17 protein-coding genes are annotated in these 17,016 nt (G+C 65.8%); 4 read left to right on the top strand and 13 right to left on the bottom strand.

The window, feature by feature from the left end:
• Positions 1–18: 18 nt before the first annotated feature.
• Both QRN11_RS02250 and QRN11_RS02245 read right to left on the bottom strand, forming a co-directional pair.
• The gene (locus tag QRN11_RS02250; RefSeq protein ID WP_285249700.1) at positions 19–2,574 is read right to left on the bottom strand and encodes a trypsin-like serine protease; all 2,556 of its coding nucleotides are present in this window, start codon (positions 2,572–2,574) and stop codon (positions 19–21) included.
• Positions 2,575–2,591: 17 nt separating this feature from the next.
• The gene (locus tag QRN11_RS02245; RefSeq protein ID WP_285249699.1) at positions 2,592–3,311 is read right to left on the bottom strand and encodes a tyrosine-protein phosphatase; all 720 of its coding nucleotides are present in this window, start codon (positions 3,309–3,311) and stop codon (positions 2,592–2,594) included.
• Positions 3,312–3,463: 152 nt separating this feature from the next.
• Here QRN11_RS02245 and QRN11_RS02240 point away from each other — a divergent pair, with 152 nt between their 5' ends.
• A complete protein-coding gene (locus tag QRN11_RS02240) occupies positions 3,464–4,378 on the top strand; it encodes an SGNH/GDSL hydrolase family protein (RefSeq protein WP_285249698.1) in 915 nt (304 codons plus the stop codon).
• Positions 4,379–4,396: 18 nt separating this feature from the next.
• Here QRN11_RS02240 and QRN11_RS02235 read toward each other — a convergent pair whose 3' ends face one another.
• Positions 4,397–5,005: a GNAT family N-acetyltransferase gene (locus QRN11_RS02235; protein ID WP_285249697.1), complete on the bottom strand. Its 609-nt coding sequence runs from the start codon at positions 5,003–5,005 to the stop codon at positions 4,397–4,399.
• A 76-nt stretch (positions 5,006–5,081) separates the two neighbouring features.
• On the opposite strand from QRN11_RS02235, the gene QRN11_RS02230 reads away from it, so the two are divergent.
• Positions 5,082–5,315, top strand: coding sequence for a DUF6480 family protein (locus tag QRN11_RS02230; protein WP_091416890.1), 234 nt, complete (start codon positions 5,082–5,084; stop codon positions 5,313–5,315).
• A gap of 9 nt (positions 5,316–5,324) precedes the next feature.
• On the opposite strand, the gene QRN11_RS02225 is transcribed toward QRN11_RS02230, so the two are convergent.
• From QRN11_RS02225 to QRN11_RS02205, 5 genes are all read right to left on the bottom strand, one after another.
• Positions 5,325–6,197, bottom strand: coding sequence for a 3-hydroxyacyl-CoA dehydrogenase family protein (locus QRN11_RS02225; RefSeq protein WP_285249696.1), 873 nt, complete (start codon positions 6,195–6,197; stop codon positions 5,325–5,327).
• Entirely contained in the window at positions 6,194–7,009 is an 816-nt protein-coding gene (locus QRN11_RS02220) for an enoyl-CoA hydratase/isomerase family protein (protein ID WP_285249695.1), read from the bottom strand. Before QRN11_RS02220 ends, QRN11_RS02225 begins: the two co-directional genes overlap by 4 nt.
• Complete coding sequence (locus QRN11_RS02215; protein WP_285249694.1) at positions 7,009–8,235, bottom strand: thiolase family protein; 1,227 nt, start codon at positions 8,233–8,235, stop codon at positions 7,009–7,011. The genes QRN11_RS02220 and QRN11_RS02215 overlap by 1 nt, the downstream gene beginning before the upstream one ends.
• Before the next feature lie 184 nt (positions 8,236–8,419).
• Entirely contained in the window at positions 8,420–9,109 is a 690-nt protein-coding gene (locus QRN11_RS02210; protein WP_502934999.1) for a pentapeptide repeat-containing protein, read from the bottom strand.
• Positions 9,109–9,570: an SRPBCC family protein gene (locus QRN11_RS02205; protein WP_285249692.1), complete on the bottom strand. Its 462-nt coding sequence runs from the start codon at positions 9,568–9,570 to the stop codon at positions 9,109–9,111. The genes QRN11_RS02210 and QRN11_RS02205 overlap by 1 nt, the downstream gene beginning before the upstream one ends.
• Before the next feature lie 142 nt (positions 9,571–9,712).
• Here QRN11_RS02205 and QRN11_RS02200 point away from each other — a divergent pair, with 142 nt between their 5' ends.
• Positions 9,713–9,889 (top strand): CsbD family protein, encoded by a 177-nt coding sequence (locus tag QRN11_RS02200; RefSeq protein WP_050053911.1) that lies wholly within the window; start codon positions 9,713–9,715, stop codon positions 9,887–9,889.
• A 129-nt stretch (positions 9,890–10,018) separates the two neighbouring features.
• Here QRN11_RS02200 and QRN11_RS02195 read toward each other — a convergent pair whose 3' ends face one another.
• Positions 10,019–11,089, bottom strand: coding sequence for a DNA polymerase IV (locus QRN11_RS02195; RefSeq protein WP_502934998.1), 1,071 nt, complete (start codon positions 11,087–11,089; stop codon positions 10,019–10,021).
• Between the two features lie 106 nt (positions 11,090–11,195).
• Here QRN11_RS02195 and QRN11_RS02190 point away from each other — a divergent pair, with 106 nt between their 5' ends.
• On the top strand, positions 11,196–11,921 hold the full coding sequence (locus QRN11_RS02190) for a dienelactone hydrolase family protein (RefSeq protein ID WP_285249691.1): 726 nt from the start codon (positions 11,196–11,198) through the stop codon (positions 11,919–11,921).
• A 183-nt stretch (positions 11,922–12,104) separates the two neighbouring features.
• Here QRN11_RS02190 and QRN11_RS02185 read toward each other — a convergent pair whose 3' ends face one another.
• The 4 genes from QRN11_RS02185 to QRN11_RS02170 all read right to left on the bottom strand — a co-directional run bounded on the left by QRN11_RS02185 (position 12,105) and on the right by QRN11_RS02170 (position 16,932).
• Complete coding sequence (locus QRN11_RS02185) at positions 12,105–13,565, bottom strand: amino acid permease (protein ID WP_091416909.1); 1,461 nt, start codon at positions 13,563–13,565, stop codon at positions 12,105–12,107.
• Between the two features lie 174 nt (positions 13,566–13,739).
• Positions 13,740–14,075, bottom strand: a complete 336-nt coding sequence (locus QRN11_RS02180) for a Rieske (2Fe-2S) protein (RefSeq protein WP_285249690.1) — start codon at positions 14,073–14,075, stop codon at positions 13,740–13,742.
• The gene (nirB, locus tag QRN11_RS02175) at positions 14,072–16,585 is read right to left on the bottom strand and encodes a nitrite reductase large subunit NirB (protein WP_285249689.1); all 2,514 of its coding nucleotides are present in this window, start codon (positions 16,583–16,585) and stop codon (positions 14,072–14,074) included. Before nirB ends, QRN11_RS02180 begins: the two co-directional genes overlap by 4 nt.
• Positions 16,585–16,932 carry a molybdopterin oxidoreductase gene (locus QRN11_RS02170; protein WP_285249688.1) on the bottom strand — a complete coding sequence of 116 codons (348 nt, stop codon included), beginning with the start codon at positions 16,930–16,932 and terminating at the stop codon, positions 16,585–16,587. The genes nirB and QRN11_RS02170 overlap by 1 nt, the downstream gene beginning before the upstream one ends.
• Between the last annotated feature and the right edge of the window lie 84 nt (positions 16,933–17,016).

Genomic DNA, 17,016 nt, shown 5'->3' with positions numbered 1-17,016 from the left:
GCGACGATATCTGATGACTCATCCGCGGGTGCGTTGCTTCCGGCGGCGGACCAGCACCATCAGCACGCCCCCCACCACAATCGCCGCCGCTGCTGCCCCTGCGGCCGGGACCAGCGCATTGGCTCCGGTGACGGCCAGAGCGCTGTTGTTTCCAACTCCGCCGGACGTATTGGCTAAGCCCGCGGGGTCACTGACAGGCGGGAGCACGACGACGGCGGGCGGGTCTTGCGCCGGAGCCAGCGGTACCGGCGGGGCCGGGTCAGCCGGGGGCGGGTCCAGGACGAAGGATGCGGTAGCCGGTGCCGAGGACAGTCCATCGAGGGCCTGGGTTACGGAAACCGTGTGGGTTCCGGGGGCCAGTCCGTCAGGAAAGGGAACTTGCCAGGTTCCGCCCGCAACCAGCTCCAGCGGAACCAGGGCCGTTGCCGGCGACCGGGACCCCGCCGGGCCGCCCGATGTGGGGCTGCCAAGGGGCTTGCCATCGATCGACACCGTCACCTCTGCCCCCTCCGCACCGCTGCCGGAAATGGTTCGCGGCAGGTTGTCCTGGCGGAAATGCTGCCGGTCATTGATGCTTGCGATGACAGGACGCGGGGGCGTTACCTGGACTGTTGCCGTGGCAGCAGGGCTGTCGGCCGTTCCCGGCGAGGACAGCACGGCGTTGGCCGTTACACTGCCGAAAGCTGCCGTGCCAGCCACGCTGGCCGTCCAGTGCCCGTCCAGGCCTACTGTTCCGGAACCCGCCACATCGCCTGACACGGTGACGGTTGTACCCGGAGCGCCCGTTCCGGAAAGCGTGGTTAACTCCGTCAGGGGCTGGCCGGCGGGAGCCGCGATGGTGGGGGCGGCCAGGGGAGCCGGCGCAACCTCTGCCGTCAGCGATGCGGCCTCGGAACGGCTGTGGCCATTAATCGTTTCAGCCTGGAAGGTCAACGAGCCAGCAGGCCATGGAACGGTGAAGCTCCAGTTACCGGCATTGTCCACCGGCACGTCGAAAGGGTCGTGGCCGGGCAGGGTAACGCGGACAGCGGTACCCGCCGCAGAGGCCGGCTCCACGGGAATCCGTCCCGAAATTGCCTGCCCCGCCTGCACGGTTTCCCCAGGCGCGGGCGAGGTCAGCACAGGCTTGTTCAGGAAGACTTCCAGCTGGTACCCGGGCAGCACCTCGAGGGCGTCCTGCAGTGTGGCTGCCAGGGCAAAGTTCTGTGCGCCTCCGCTTTCCCCGGCGGAATGGATCCCCACTGCGAAGTTTCCGCTGATCCATGGGCCGCCCGAGTCGCCGCCAGCCGACTGCACATCCAAGGACAGGAAGCCCCTGATAGCCCTGAGATCCTTTTGGTCGGCTGCATAGTTGTTCCCCTCAATGAGGTAAATCCCAACCTCGCTGATAGTGCCGCACGACCATCCGGTCCGCCAGCCGGAACGGCACACGTCCATGCCGATCACTGGGGCAGCCGCGCCGATGATTTTGACGTCCGGCCCAGGGGCAGTCCGGTCGTTCCACGTGGTAACAGCCGGCAGCGGGTCCAGGTCTGCGCGTAGGGCACCTATGACCGAGACGTCCGTTCCCACGTTCCCTGGGTCTGTGGCGTTATTGGGCTGCAGTACGGGGGTGTTGCCCGGTCCGCCGAATTGGCTGAACTCAAAGTTGCCCAGCAACCCTGCCCGCGCCCCCTGCAACAACAAGTCAGCGGTTTTGGACGCGCCGTCCTCGCCACAGTGCCCAGCGGTGAGGACGGCAGGCAGGCCAGCCGGGGCGAACGCGGAGAAACCTGTCGAACAAATCCATCCGCTGTCCGCTGCATAGCCCACCCCACCCAACACATCGGCTTCCGGCTTCAAAGGGGCTCCCGGCGCCAGTTCCACGTTTGCGTACCTGGACACGAATTCCGACGGTGAGATCTTCCCGGTGCCCGTTTCCGTCGCCACGGAAGCCGTAGCGGCCGGCGTGGCGGTGCCTGCCGATTCCGGCGTGTTCACGCCCCCGGTCCTGATGACAAATTTGGAGCCAGTGCTGGCTACCGCCTGCAGGCCCGTGATACCGACGTCGCGCACATAGGCCTGGAAAAGCTGCTCGGTGCTGGCGGCAAGTTCGGACCCGAGCGCCAAGGATGCGGATGCTGCTGATTCAGGCGCAGCTGCCGCTTCCAGTTCCAATGGAAGGTCAGGAGCGGCGGCCATGAGCCCGTGTACGGCTGCCTGCAGTTCGGCTCCGAAGCCCGTCACGATGATCCTGGAGTCTTTCACCCGGATCCCCGTGTAGCCAGGGACGGCGCGGAGCTTCACGGCGGCTGCCTCTGCCCGGACGCTCAGCTCCCCCGCCGCGTCGAACTGCTCCGGGGTGGCGCCGAGGTCACGCTGGACCGCATCCGCGAGACCGGCTGCGGAAATGCCGCCGGAAGCGGCGGGCACCGGGGTCTCCGTGGCGGGGCTTCCTGCGGAGCTTGCGGCAGGACTGGTGGCCCCACTTGCCGAGTCGTCGCCCGCCGCCCATGCGGGAACAGCCGCGCAGGCGGAGGCAGCGAGCAGGCCAGTAACCGCGCTTAGGGAGAGGGCACGGCGCAGTTTGTTCACGTTCAGGTGGTACCTGTTCACCGCGACACCGCCGCTCCGCAAAGGGACAGAACAGCGTCAAGATCGGCGGAGTTGAGTCCGTTGCGCAGCAGGAAGTTGCGGGTGTCGAGGCCCCGCACAAACTCAACAACGGCGTCGCCGCGCTTCTCCAGCAAGGGGACCAGCTCGTGTTCCTCAACGTAGCGCTCGCGGTCGTGCGGCGGTCCGTGGGTACGATAGCGCTCATTGATGCCACGGGCTGCCCGCCGGTAGCCTTCGGCGATGTCCTGGTCGGAGTCCCCCGCCAGATCCTGCACCATGGCCGCCACCATTCCGCTGCGGTCTCGGCCGGCGGCGCAGTGCAGCACCACGTCGCCACGGGAGGATGCAGCAGCGAGGGCCTTGAAGACGCCCGCCAGCTTTTCGGGGAAGATCCGGGCGTTGTCCGCATAATAGGCGGGGTCGTTGAGGTATGGGCCGGCGAGTTGCGTGAAGCGGGGATCGCCCGGTTCTTCGGTGGGTGCCGAAACCACCGTGATACCGGACCAGGCGGACTCGGGCACCGGGGGATCGGTTTCGCGGCGCCGCGCCTCCGCAGCGTTGCGGAGGTCGATCACGGTGCGGATGCCGCCGTCGTACGCCTGCCGCCAGCCCGCCGCAGTCAGCCATTCGCGCCGCCCCATGCGGTACACACCGCCCGCGACATGCCACGCGTTGACAGCACCATCCCAGCCCATGGACCCGTCCGCTCTCTTCATCCGGACAGCTAATCACAGGGGTTAGGTAGGGTGCACGTCACGTTGCGGGGAGTGTTGGGCAAATATGGGTACTCGTGGCCGGTGACGGGCGGCACGGGCAGGCGTACGGTGGCACATATCTGCCCGCCTCCCGCCGTCCAAAGGAGAACACCATGGAAAATAGAGCAGTACGACGGCGGCACTCGGCTTTCGCCGCTTTCCTCGCCACCCTCGTCATGGCACTTGGCTTCACAGCGGTCCCCGCTGACGCGGCGCCGCAAGAGCAGGTGGACTATGTGGCGCTGGGTGATTCGTATACGGCGGGAACGGGCGCGGGCGAACCCCTGCGCCCGCCAAATGTTGATTGCTGGCAGAGCCAACCCGGATACGTCGATCTTGTGGGAGCCAGCGGCAGGATAAAACTGGCAGCGAACGGGGCCTGTCACGGCGCGGTCCTCTCCAGGCTGAGCCCAACGTATGACCCCGTCATCTATACGCCAACTGTGCAGGAGCAGATTCGCTCCTTGGTCGCCCGGAGGGACCTATCCCGTAGAACCGAGCTTGTCTCGATGACCGCGGGCGCTAACGATCTTGGTTTTGCGCGCGTGTTGGGGGTGTGCGCCTTCTCGGACGAGGCCACATGCAGCGCGGCCGTGACAGCCGCAACTTCACCCAAGGCGCTAGGGTTCCTGACGGCAAGCCTGATTCAAACGTATGGAACCATCCAAGTAATCGCACCCAATGCGAGGATTGCGGTGCTTGGGTACCCCCTGCTATTTGCCCCGTCTAGTCCTTTCGCGCCCATCCCACCAGCAAATCAAGCGGCAATGAACCAGGCCACCTTGGCGGTGAATGGAACCATCGCACAGGCTGTTCGAAAAGTCGATGCTTTGCCGCTGACAGATATAAAGTTCGTCGACGTAACTAGCGAGTTTGCAGGCCATGCGGTCAACACAGCGGAGCCCTGGTTGCAACTAGATCCAAATAACTTCGCCGCAGATTACAACTTCCACCCGAACAAGGAAGGTCACCGCGCTTACGCGTCCGCGCTCCTGGAGGCGGTCAAGCCGGCACAGCTAGTGCGGTAACGAATAACGGAAAGACCCCTACCCGCGCCGGGCCAGGCGGTATTCGAGCCCGGCGCGGACCATGGGCCATTCGTGTTCGAGGATGGAGAACACCACGGTGTCGCGCAGGATCCCGTCCCGGGTCCTTGAGTGGTTGCGGAGTACGCCGTCCTGCTTCGCGCCGAGCCGCGCGATAGCCTCCCGCGACTGATGGTTAAGCCAGTGCGTCCGGAACTCCACGGCGGGGCAGCCCAGCACCTCAAACGCGTGGCGCAGGAGCAGCAGCTTCGAGTCCGGATTCGTCCCGGTCCCCTGCACGGAAGCCGCGTTCCAGGTGGAGCCGATCTCCACGCGGGGAGTCCCGGCGTCGATATTCATGTAGGTGGTCATGCCGACGATCCTGCCCGGACCGCCCGTTGCCGGATCGGTCAGCCTCGTGGTGAACGGCACCATGGAGCCCTGCTCTTGGAGGGCGAGCCGCCGGCCAATTTCCGCCGCCATCTCCTCAGGAGCCGGCACCGAGGTGTACCAAAGCCGCCACAGCTCACCGTCCACAGCGGCCTCCACCAGTCCGTCGTGATGCTCCGCGGCCAGCGGCTCGAGGGTTACATACCGTCCGGTCAGGGTAAGGGGTTCTAGGAAAGTCACTGCACCAGCCTAAGGTCCAACCTCCGCAGCCCCCTACGTGGGGAACGGACCCCGGCAAGCGAACGAGGGAGATGACGTGTCAGGACATAATCCGGATCCGGAAGAGGACAAGCTGACTGGCCTGGAGCCCGGAGGCGGCGTACCGCCGGGCGAGACGCCGCCCGGGGAAGCCTCCACCAGCACCACGCAGGGCCATGACGAGCACGGCACGAAGAAGGGCACACAGGTCGCCGTGATCGCTGCGATCGCGGTGGTGGTCCTGCTGGCGCTGCTCTACTTCGTGGGCTATATCGTCGGGTTTTTTGACTAGCACACGGCACTAGCTGGGCCAGTCAAAAAAGCCTTTTCCGGTTTTGCGCCCCAGCTCGCCCCGGGCCACCTTGTCCTTGAGGATCTGCGGCGGGGCGAAGCGCTCCCCCAACGTGGAGTGGAGGTATTCCGCGATGCCCAGCCGTACGTCCAGCCCCACGATGTCCGTTGTTTTCAACGGCCCGGTCGGGTGCTTGTAGCCCAGGACCATGGCGGCGTCGATGTCCTCCGCCGACGCCACACCCTCCTCCACCATGCGCATCGCCTCCAAAGCGATGGCCACGCCCAGCCGTGAGGATGCGAAGCCGGGAGCGTCATTGACGACGACGGCGGTCTTGCCGAGTGCCTCCACCCACCCTTTCGCCGCGGCAGCGAGTCCGGCAGACGTGCGCTTGCCGAGTACCACCTCGATGAGCGTGGACGCCGGAACCGGGTTGAAGAAATGCAGGCCCAGGAAATTTTCGGGCCGCTTCAGTTCGCCGGCCAGGCCGTCCACCGAGAGGGACGAGGTGTTTGACGCCAGGTACGCGTCCGCGGCCAGCCGCTCCTCGATGCCGCGCAGCGCCGTGACTTTCAGGTCCCAGTCCTCCGGCACCGCTTCGACCACCAGTTGCCGGTCCTTGAAGGCGTCGTAGTCCACGCCCACGGCCAGCCGGGACACGAGTTCGTCCAGGTTCGCATCAACAGCGCCGCGCTCGATGCTTTTGGCGGCAGCAGATTCAACGCGTTCCCGGGCGGCCTCTGCCGAGGGCTCGTCGCGCTCAATGACCACCACGTCGGCGCCCTTGACGAGGAAGGCGTGGGCGATGCCGGCGCCCATGCGGCCCCCGCCCAGGACGCCAACCTTCGACGGCAGGCCAGGGGAAAGCTGTGGTGTGCTCATGATTTCTTCTCCCGGGTCTCGGTATCGGCACTCTTGGCGGCCTTCTTCTCAGCGTTCCTGTCGAGGAACTTCTGCATCCGGTCAAACTTGGCCTCGGACTCAAAGAGAATGCCCTGGGCCAGTTGGTCTATAAGCGGATGCGCCTCGGCGGGTGCATGGAACACGGACTTGGTGATCCGCACGGCCAGCGGGTCCTGCCGGCCGATCCGGTCCGCCAAGTCATGGGCCGCGTCCAGCAGTCCTTCGGGCTCGTGGATTCCTGTAACGAGGTTCACTGCGAGGGCTTCGTCCGCGCCAAGGACCCGCCCCGCGAGAAGGATCTGCTTGGCAACGGGCTCCCCCACCAGTTCCTTGAGCCGCCAGCTAGCACCCGCAGCGGCGAGGATGCCCAGCCCGGTTTCGGGGTTGCCGATCCGGACGGCGGGAGTGCCGATCCGGAAGTCGGCAGCGTAGGCGAGCTCGGCCCCCCCGCCCAGGCAGTACCCGTCGAGGGCCGCAATAACAGGCATGGGCAGCTTGGCGATCCGGACGAATATGGTCGAGTTGATCCCCTGCAGCGCATCGTCCCGGCACCGCTCGCGCAGCTGGGCGATGTCCGCCCCTGAGGCAAACACTCCGTCCACCCCCGCGATGATCAGCACCTTCGGATTCTGCTCCAGGGCCGTGCACACCACGTGGAGTTCATCCACCATTTGCTGGTCGATCGCATTGCGCACCTCGGGCCGGTTGAGGAGCACCACCACACGGTCGGTGCGCTCCTCCACCAGCAGCGCCTGGAACTTCTCCGCCGCCAGGTCCACAGCGGCCGCCATCAGACCTTCTCCAGCAGCATCGCCGTACCCTGGCCCACACCAATGCACATCGTGGCCAGTCCCACCTTGGCATCCTCCCGCTCCATCCGCCCCAGCAGCGTGATGGCAATCCTGGCCCCGCTGGAACCCAGCGGATGCCCCAAAGCGATGGCACCGCCGTCGAGGTTCACGATGTCCGGGTCCAGGCCGAGCCGGCGGATGCATGCCAGGGATTGCGTGGCAAAGGCCTCGTTAAGTTCGACGGCGTCAAGGTCACCTACGCTGAGGCCGCTCCGCTTCAGGATCTTCTGCGTGGCGGGCACGGGGCCAATGCCCATGATCTCCGGCTCGCAGCCGGCCGAGGCGCCGTCGATGATCCGGGCCCGCGGCGTCAGGCCCAGCCGTTCGATGGCTGCCTCGGAGGCGACGATGATTGCTGAGGCGCCATCATTGAGCGATGAGGAGTTGCCGGCCGTGACCACGCTGCCACCGTGAGTGACCGGCTTCAGTCCGGCAAGCACGTCCAGGGTGGTGCCCTCGCGGGGGCCTTCGTCGGTGTCCACAACATGCTCGGACTTCCGGGTCTTCACCGTGACCGGGACGATCTCGTCCTTGAACCGGCCGGCAGCGATGGCGTCCAGGGCGCGTTGGTGGGAGCGGACGGCGAAGGCGTCGGCGTCGTCGCGCGAAATGTTGTCCACGCGGGCCACTTCCTCTGCGGTTTCGGGCATGGCGTAGGTCATTTTGCCGTCACGGGACAGCTCGCCCTTGTGGAACCGGGGGTTGGTGAAACGCCAGCCGATGGAGGTGTCGAAGATTTGGCCCGGCTTGGCGAAAGCTGCGGTGGGCTTCTCCTGGACCCAGGGTGCCCGGCTCATGGACTCAACGCCGCCGGCGATCACAATGTCCGCGGCGCCGGCCTTGATCATGTGGCTTGCCTGGATGATGGCGCTCAGGCCGGACGCGCAGAGCCTGTTGACCGTGATGCCCGGGATATGGAGGGGCAGCCCCGCGAGCAGGGTGGCCATCCGAGCCACATTCCGGTTTTCCTCCCCGGCCCCGTTGGCGTTGCCCAGGATCACTTCGTCGATGCTGTCCGGATCCAGGCCCGCCCGGTTCACCGCTTCCCGGATCACCAGGGCCGCCAGGTCATCGGGGCGGATGGACGACAGCGCGCCGCCGTATTTGCCCACCGGCGTTCGGACCCCGCCAACAAGGAAAGCCTGCGGACCTGCGGTTGCAGCCATGGAAACACCCTTCACGCGATAAACAGCACTGTCATCTGCGGCCGGCAGCTCCCTCAACCAAGTAGCGCGAAGTGTCGTTTTGAGGGTCCAAAACGACAGTTGGCGCTACCCAGTTGGGTTCACTTACCGACCGTTCGTTCTGTAAATAGTACACGGCAGGTGTCTGAAGTGGATACCAGCGGTCCTAGATGACCGTGACGCCCAGATGCGCCGCGAGCAGGGGCGCCAACAGGCCCAGCTGGTATTCATCGACCACCACGCCGGCCAGGCTGCCGAGCCCGCTGATGCTCCGGAATTCGGTGCCGCGGAGATCGAAGTCCTTGAGCCTTGCCCCGCTGAGGTCCAGGGAACCGATGGTGCAGTTCTTCAACGCCACCCGGGTGCCTGCCGCAGAACCGAGGTCCAACTCGTTGATGATGCAGTCGGTGATCAGCACGTCCGTCAGCTTGGCGCCCCGCAGGTTGAGGAAGTCCAGCTTGCCGCCGTCGATCCGGACCGACTGCCAGCCGCTCTCGTACAGTTCCGCGGATCCCAGGCGTGGGTTCCGCAGCTCAACGTCCCGCCAGGTGGTCCGGGCTGCCCTAAAGACGGGCGCGTACAACTCACCCAGGATGCAGTCGCGAAAGGAGGAACCGCGGAGTTGGGAGTCATTGAAGGAGACGCCCTGGAACTCGCACTCCGCAAAATCCGTCCCGCCCAACTCCAGGCCGTCGGCCTCCACACGGCTGTACCGGCCGCCGTCGTGCCTTGCGCCGCGCCGGAACCCCTGCGCGGGATCCTCAGTGAGGTCCGCCAACACAACAGGCGAAAGCCTGGGCGCAGTAACTTTTGACGCAGCTTTAGCAGCGCCGCCTCGACCGGCTGGGGCCGCCACTAGGAAAGCGATTCCGCTTTAGCCGCGATCTCCATCAGGTCCTTGGTGAGGGCCTTCCTGGTGGCGGCCATGCCCATCCTGCCGAACAGCAGCATCATGATTTTGCTGGCGGCGGTGGGCTTGATGACCTCGGCGCCGAACGTGAGGGTGAGGTCGGTGCCGCCGTCACGCGGGGACAGGCTGAACCGGGTGGTGTAGTCCGCACCGCCCTGCTCGGCTTTGACGGTGGTGCTTCGGCCCGGCTCGGCTTCGGCCACCCACATCTCCACCGTTTCAGCCTTGCCGAACATCTTCCGGGTCTCCTTCCAGCGCGTCCCCTCGCTGTATGGGCCATCGGTGAGGAGCTGGACGGAATCAACCCCGGAAAGGGTGGCCGCCGAGCCGGGGATGTCCGTAATAACGGACCAGACTTTTTCCGGCGGCGCCTGGATGTGCTGGGTGAGGCTCATGCTGTGGTCCATGCTTCGAGCCTAGCCGCGGGCCCAGACAATCAACAGGCGCCCCCCACCGCCCGGAAAACGGAAGGCCTGAAATAGTAAGCAAGCTTCGTGTTAGTGTGAAAAGGCACTGTTTGATCAACGGAAACGAAAGGAGGCCACCACCATGGGCCTCGGAGACAAGATCAGTAACGCAGCAGAAGACCTCGGCGGCAAGGCCAAGGAAGCAACGGGAAATGCCACCGACAATGACCGTCTGAAGGCTGAAGGCCAGACCGACCAGGTCAAGGCTGACGCCAAGAAGGTCGGCGAAAGCGTCAAGGACGAGTTCAAGCGCGACTAGCCTCTTCCTGCGGCAGTCCGGCTCTACCGGGCCGGCTGTAACAGAGCGAAACGGCGGCGGATCCCCAGGGATCCGCCGCCGTTCTGTTTGTCCATGTCCAGGTCCGGGGGAAGCCACCCGCCGGAACCATCACCATCCGCTGCGCGTAGGCGTGTGCCCTTGGCGGGAGTCCTCAGGCATCGTCATTTCGGCCCGCAACCCCAGGAGCCGGATGGGACGGTCCGGCTCGATTTTCGCCATAAGGTCGAGGGCCCGGGCGAGCACTTGCTCCGGAACTGAGGTCTCGGGGATCTTCCGGGCGTACGTCTTGGTGATGAACGGGGCGTAGCGGACCTTGAGTGTCAGCCCCACCACCGGGCGCCCCTCCGCGGCGACGTCCTCCAGCACGTGTGCCGCCAGCTCCCTGACTGCCTCCTCGACCTGCCCGGGTTCCGTCAGATCCCGCTGGAACGTAGTTTCCCGGCTGTGCCCGCGCGCCACCCAGGGCGTGTCATCCACCGTCCGCGAACCGTCGCCCCGCCCAAGCTGGGCGTACCAGGGTCCCATCTTCGGTCCGAACTCGGGGACCAGGTCATCGGGGTTGGACGCCGCAAGCTGGGCGACGGTCTTGATGCCGAGCGTGGCAAGGCGGCGCGAGACCTTCGTTCCCACGCCCCACAGCTCGATGGTGGGCCGGCTCCCCATAACCTCGAGCCAGTTCTCGCCGGTAAGCCGGAACACGCCTGCAGGCTTGCCGAACGTCGTCGCCACCTTGGCCCGGACCAGCGTGTCACCGATGCCCACGCTGCAGTGCAGCCGGGTCTCTTCGAGGACGGCACGCTGCATCTGCCGGGCATAGGCCTCGGGATCCTCGGCCTGCACCCCCACAAACGCTTCATCCCAGCCCAGCACCTGGACTGTGGCGCCAGGTTGCGCGCGAAGCACCGCCATAACGTTGTCCGATGCTTCCAGGTAGGCCTCATGGTCCACGGGCAGGATCACGGCGTCGGGCACTTTCCGGGCGGCGATGCGCAGCGGCATCCCCGAGCCCACCCCGTACGCCCTGGCCTCGTACGAGGCCGTGGATACTACCGCCCGTTCGGTGGGATCGCCGCGGCCGCCAACAATCAACGGTTTGCCCGCGAGCTCGGGCCGGCGCAGCACCTCGACGGCCGCGATGAACTGGTCAAGGTCCACATGCAGCACCCATGGTTCACTCACAAGCCCCAGTCTGCCCCGGCCGCGCACGCGGCACCACTGCCACGCCGCCCGCCAGGTGGAAACGCCGACGGCGGGACTCCCCTCCCAGACGCGGTTAGCCTTAGCCATGACCTACGCAGACCTGAGCGCCGAGAGCACCGCGGCCGGCGGCTCCCCCTCCCTGGGCGGCTACCTTGCCACGCCGCCCGGCCCCGGCCCGTTTCCCGGCGTCGTAATGATCCACGAAGCGTTCGGGCTGAACGACATGACCCGGCGGCATGCGGACCGGCTGGCCAGTGCGGGTTACCTCACCCTCGCGCTTGACCTGTTCAGCGAGGGCGGCGCGCGCCGCTGCTTGGTCAGCACTATGCGGAGCATGCTCAAGGGCAGCGGGCGCCCCTTCACGGACCTCGCCACAGCCCGGACATGGCTGGCCGAAGCGCCGCAGTCCAACGGAAAGACCGGCGTCATCGGCTTCTGCATGGGTGGCGGCTTCGCACTGCTCGTAGCCCGCGACGGCTTTGACGCCGCCTCGGTCAACTATGGCCGGCTGCCCGGAGACCTGGAGGACGCACTCCGCGGCGCCTGCCCCATCGTGGCCAACTACGGCGGCAGGGACACTACGCTCAAAGGTGCCGCCCACAAGCTCGAGGAAGCCCTCACCAGCCTCGGGATCGAGCACAACGTCAAGGAATTTCCCACTGCCGGCCACTCCTTCCTCAACGACGCCGACCTTGGCCCTGCCGCGCTCCGGCCCCTGATGCGGGTCATGGGAATCGGCCCGGACCCCGAGTCCGCCCCCGAAGCCTGGCAGCGGATCGAGGAGCACTTTTCCCGCTACCTGAAGGACTGAGCGCGCGGCGAACAGTCCAGCCCGGTTTTTAGCGGCAAAACCGGGCTGGACGGCGGTCGTTACGCTGCCCGCCGGTAAAAACTGGGCTGGAGTGGGCTGGAGAAACGGCAACGGCGGGCCACCCCCGGGAAGGTGACCCGCCGCCGTCGCGGTTTCTACAGGCTCAACGGCCTGCACGAAGAGTTAGCTGTACAGCTCGCTCTTGGGCTGGTTGTTCTTGACCTTCTGCCAGCCCAGCCACAGGACAACCGCGAAGAACGGGATGGTGGCCAGGGTCCAGAGGCCCAGGTAGAACACCTCGCCGCTCTTGCTGGTCATGGTGTCGAAGCCGATCAGCACGGTGATGGCGAGCAGGCCCACCAGGCCGGCCCAGCTGGTCCACGGCGAACCGGGCATCGGCAGGCTGGACGTAACACCCTTGCGGTGGCGCAGCACAATCTGGCTCGCGAAGATGGAGCCCCAGCAGAAGATTACGCCGATGGAGGCCGAGTTGAGGGCCAGGTCGAACGCGTAGGAGCCGCCCAGCCAGATGTTCAGCAGGATGCCCACCAGGTAGAAGGCTGCGATGGCGAGGATGGCCGCGTACGGGACGTGGCGCCTGGACATCTTGGTGAGCCACTGCGGGGCGTGGCCGTTGTTGGCCATGGTGCGGAACACGCGGCCAATCGAGTACAGGCCGGAGTTGCAGGACGAGAGGGCAGCGGTGATCACGATCATGTTCATCACGTCGCCCACCCAGCCCAGGCCCATCTGGCCGAACACCGTGACGAACGGCGAGGTGCCGGCCACGTACTGGTCCGAGGGCAGCAGCATGGCGAGAAGGGTCACGGAACCGACGTAGAACACCACAATGCGGAGTACGACGGCGCGGATCGCCTTGGGCACTTCGCGTTCCGGGTTCTGCATCTCGCCGGCGGTGATGCCCACCAGTTCGATGCCGTTGTAGGCGAAGATCACGGCGTTGAGGACCAGGACCATCACCAGCGCGCCCTTGGGGAACATGCCGCCTTCAGCGGCGAAGAGGTTCGCCACCGAGGCATGGCCGTCGCCCACCTGGGCGTTGGTGACCACCATATAGGTGCCCACGGCCAGGAAGATCAGGATGGCGCCCACCTTGAGGCAGGAGGCCCAGAATTCGAACTCGCCGAACGCCTTGACGCTGAGCAGGTTCACTGCCACCAGGAGCGCCAGCGCGGCGATGGCGGAGGCTTCCACCGGGACATTGGGGAAGAAGAACTGGAAGTAGAGGCCAATCGCGATCAGTTCGGCGATGCCGGTCATGCCCCAGTTGATGAAGTACATCCAGCCGGAGAGGTAGGCGCCTTTTTTGCCGAACATTTCGCCGGCGTAGCTGACGAACGAGCCGGAGGTCTGGCGGTACATGATGAGCTCGCCCAGCGCCCGCATCAGCAGGTACGCGATGACGCCGGCGATGGCGTAGGAGAAAATCAGGGCCGGACCGGTGGAGGCCAGGCGCCCGCCGGCACCCATGAACAGGCCGACGCCGATGGCGCCGCCCATGGCGATCATGGTCACATGGCGCCTGCCCAGCGTTTTGCTGTAGCCCTCGGCGCTGAGGGTGGGGTCGACGGCGGTGGATGGTGCCGTGGGGTTCTGGAGGTCTGTGGGGGTACTTTGAGGCACAACGGTTCCTTGTGGGTTGGGGGTTGGCCGCATCCGGGACACGAATGATTCCGCTCACAAAATTCGGGGAAATGCCTGTTGGGCAACCGAATGTGATCAGAATCTCTCGTGGCGCCGAAGCTTCGAGCGGCTCGTCTATCTTACAAGACGCAAAGGGGTGCTACGTGACCCGCGCTACACCGGCATCTGCAGGACCAGATTCTGCTGCCCGTCCAGGAAGACTTCGTAAGGGCGAAGGTTGCCCGCGCCGGTGGTGGAACAGCCTGTGGCCAGGTCGAACGCGTGCTGGTGCAGCGGACACACCACCACATTGAGGTCAATGGTGCCGTCGGCCAGCGGGCCTCCCCTGTGCGGGCAAACAGCAGGGAGCGCCCGGAGCGAGCCGTCCCGGAGCCGGAACACAGCCACCTGCCCGCCGTCCACCGCAAAGGCCCTGCCCTCGCCCGGCGGAATCTGCTCCACCGGGCCCAGCACATACGCCTTTCCGCCTGTTGTCGTCTCGGCGCTCATCGGACGGGTACCTGCGGGAGGACAGTCAGCGGCAGCGAGGTACGGTACTGTCCCGGCGTCATTGCGTCCCCGCGCTCCGTCCAGGGGTCCTCGTAGCTGTCCACCGATTCCTGCATCGCCGCGTCCAGCTGCGCCGCGATGCCCTCCGAATCGTTCACAATGACATCCCGCAGATGCTCGATCCCTACCCGCGGAACAAACGCGTAGGTCCGTTCCAGCCAGTTGGCGCGTTCCCGGTAGTACTGCATGAATCTGCCCGCGAGAATCTTGACCTCTTCGGGATCATCAACGGTGGCAAGGAGATCGCCCTTGCGGATATGGGCGCCGGCAGCACCGCCCACATAGATCTCCCACCGGCCGCCTTCCACAGCCACCACGCCAACGTCCTTCACCAGCGACTCGGCACAGTTCCGGGGGCATCCGGACACCGCCAGTTTCAGCTTGGCCGGCGCCTCGATCCCCTGGAAACGTGATTCGATCTCGATGCCCAGCTTGGTGGAGTCCCCGGTTCCGTAGCGGCAGAAGTCCTTGCCCACACAGGTCTTCACGGTGCGGAAGCTCTTTCCGTAGGCGTAGCCCGAAGGCATGTCCAGGTCCGCCCATACCTGGGGCAGGTCCTCCTTGCGGATCCCCAGCAGGTCGATCCGCTGCCCGCCGGTGAGCTTGATCAGCGGGACGTTGTGCTTTTCGGCAACATCGGCGATGCGGCGCAGCTGCTGGACGCTCGTCACGCCACCCTTCATCTGCGGCACCACCGAGAAGGTGCCGTCACGCTGGATGTTGGCGTGCACGCGGTCGTTGATGAACCGGGCGTCGCGTTCGTCAATGTATTGGTCTGCAAGCATCATCTTCAGCAGCGAGGCAAGCCCCATCTTTGATTTTGCATCCTCGCCGCCGGGCGCGAGCGCCTGGAACACGGCGGAGACCGAACGCAGCCCGCGCTTCCGGATTTCCGCCATCAGTTCCGCCTTGTTCAGCGGGATGGCGGGGACGTAGTAGCTGGCCGCCGGGTCCTCGGCCACGTCTCCGTCGGCCGCCCATTCCACCACCTGCCGCACCAGCAGCTTGCACGAGCCGCACCCCTTGCCTGCGCGGGTGGCCTCCATGGCTCCCGCAACGGTGGTGCACCCGCCCTGCACCGCGTTTACCAGCGCCTTTTTGCTGACGCCGTTGCAGTTGCAGACCTGCGCGTCGTCGCTGAGATCGGCCACTCCGGTGTCCCCGTCGGGGGTGCCGAGATCGAACATCAGCCCGATCCGTTCCTCGGGCAGGGGCAGTCCGCGGTCGTACGCCTGGGTCAGGTAGGCCACCTTCCGGCTGTCACCGAGGAGCGTGGCGCCCACCATCTTGTTGTCCCGCACCACGATGGATTTGAAGACGCCCCGGCTGGGTTCGGAGAAGACAATGTGCTCGTCGGTGTCGAGTTCCGGCCCGTGCAGTCCCATGGAGGCAACCTCGACGCCGGCCACCTTCAGTTTGGTGGCCGTGCGTGAACCCAGGTAAAGGGCGGAGGTGTCAGTCCCTGTGACCTGGTTGGCCAGCACCACGGCCTGCTCCCACAGGGGCGCCACCAGCCCGTACACCTCTCCCCGGTGCTGGACGCACTCCCCCACCGCGTAGATATCGTCCTCGTCCTGCACCCGCAGCCTGTCATCCACCACAATCGCACGTTCCACGGGCAGGCCGCTCAGGACTGCCAGGTCCACGTTAGGGCGGATTCCTGCAGCCACCACCACCATGTCGCACGGGATCACGGTGCCGTCGCGGAGGCTGACCCCGGTGGCCCTGTCGCTGCCCAGCACAGCGGTAGTGCGGCTGCCGGTAAGTACCCCGATGCCCAGGGCCTCCACGCTGCGCCGGAGCACCGCACCGCCGTCGGGCCCCATCTGGGCGCTCATGAGGTGACCGGCCGAATGGATCACTTCAACCTCGATGCCGTGACTCCGCAACCCGTAGGCTGCCTCAAGTCCCAGCAGTCCTCCACCGATGACCACTGCCCGGCGGTGGTGCTCATGCTGGGCATAGGCCACCATTTTGCGGGTGTCATCGATGGTGCGGAACCCGAACACGCCCTGCTTGACCTGCCCGCCCGGAGTGTAGAGCCCGTCCATCGGCGGCATGTGGGAGCGGCTCCCGGTGGCGATGATCAGGGTGTCGTAGGGCGTCACCCTGCCGTCGCTGGCGAAGACGTGCTTCGTGAAACGGTCGATCCTGTCCACCCTCACTCCGGCGTACAGCGTGATGCCGTTGTCCTGGTACCAGGACAGCGAGTTGAGGAAGATGTCGGCGTCGCTTTCCTCGCCGGAGAGGACGTGGCTGAGCATGATCCGGTTGTAGTTTCCGTAGGGCTCATCGCCGAACATGGTGATGGTGAACTGTGCGGCTCCCCCGCGGGCCAGGATTTCCTCCACGGCCCGGGCTCCGGCCATACCGTTGCCGATCACCACCAGCCGGCGGCGCCTGCCTTGCCCGGATGGCTGGGTACGCGGAGTCTCCAGCAGGCTGGTCATCAGTACTCCACCATGCCCAGGTCAATCACCACGGACCCGGTAACGCCCTCCGGGGCAGCAATGTAAAGCTCGACGGCGGACCCGCCCTCGATGTCCTCCACCACCCGCAGCGGAACATGGACGTCGCTCTTGGCTCCGATGGGAAAGTACCGCATGGGCACGCCGTTGCGCAGCAGGACAACCGTGATCAGCTCCGAGCTTGAGTTACCTCCACGGAAGTACAGCGTCTGGTTGATCACCCCGTCCGGGACGTAGTGCGAGAGCTCGCTGTGGATGGGCACCGGCTTTTCCATCCCCGCGCCCTGGAAGGGGAAGATGCCTTGGAGGAAAAGGTTCTTGGTCAGCATGGGCATTCCCTTTCGGCCGGCAACAACTGTTACCGCCCATCCTGCGCCGCCCATGTTTCAGCCTGCCGGTTCCCCGGTAACGAT

The sequence above is a fragment of the Pseudarthrobacter sp. fls2-241-R2A-168 genome (assembly GCF_030209335.1).
Taxonomy (GTDB): Bacteria; Actinomycetota; Actinomycetes; order Actinomycetales; family Micrococcaceae; genus Arthrobacter.
The sequence above is the reverse complement of the archived record's forward strand: the minus strand, read 5'-3'. Positions and strand labels throughout refer to the sequence as shown.

Excerpts from the sequence above, each read along its gene's own strand:
- QRN11_RS02245 (WP_285249699.1), bottom strand. The coding sequence starts at position 3,311 with ATGAAGAGAGCGGACGGGTCCATGGGCTGGGATGGTGCTGTCAACGCG.
- QRN11_RS02240 (WP_285249698.1), top strand. The coding sequence starts at position 3,464 with ATGGAAAATAGAGCAGTACGACGGCGGCACTCGGCTTTCGCCGCTTTC.
- QRN11_RS02225 (WP_285249696.1), bottom strand. The coding sequence starts at position 6,197 with ATGAGCACACCACAGCTTTCCCCTGGCCTGCCGTCGAAGGTTGGCGTC.
- QRN11_RS02220 (WP_285249695.1), bottom strand. The coding sequence starts at position 7,009 with ATGGCGGCCGCTGTGGACCTGGCGGCGGAGAAGTTCCAGGCGCTGCTG.
- QRN11_RS02215 (WP_285249694.1), bottom strand. The coding sequence starts at position 8,235 with ATGGCTGCAACCGCAGGTCCGCAGGCTTTCCTTGTTGGCGGGGTCCGA.
- QRN11_RS02205 (WP_285249692.1), bottom strand. The coding sequence starts at position 9,570 with ATGGACCACAGCATGAGCCTCACCCAGCACATCCAGGCGCCGCCGGAA.
- QRN11_RS02200 (WP_050053911.1), top strand. The coding sequence starts at position 9,713 with ATGGGCCTCGGAGACAAGATCAGTAACGCAGCAGAAGACCTCGGCGGC.
- QRN11_RS02190 (WP_285249691.1), top strand. The coding sequence starts at position 11,196 with ATGACCTACGCAGACCTGAGCGCCGAGAGCACCGCGGCCGGCGGCTCC.
- QRN11_RS02180 (WP_285249690.1), bottom strand. The coding sequence starts at position 14,075 with ATGAGCGCCGAGACGACAACAGGCGGAAAGGCGTATGTGCTGGGCCCG.
- nirB (WP_285249689.1), bottom strand. The coding sequence starts at position 16,585 with ATGACCAGCCTGCTGGAGACTCCGCGTACCCAGCCATCCGGGCAAGGC.
- QRN11_RS02170 (WP_285249688.1), bottom strand. The coding sequence starts at position 16,932 with ATGCTGACCAAGAACCTTTTCCTCCAAGGCATCTTCCCCTTCCAGGGC.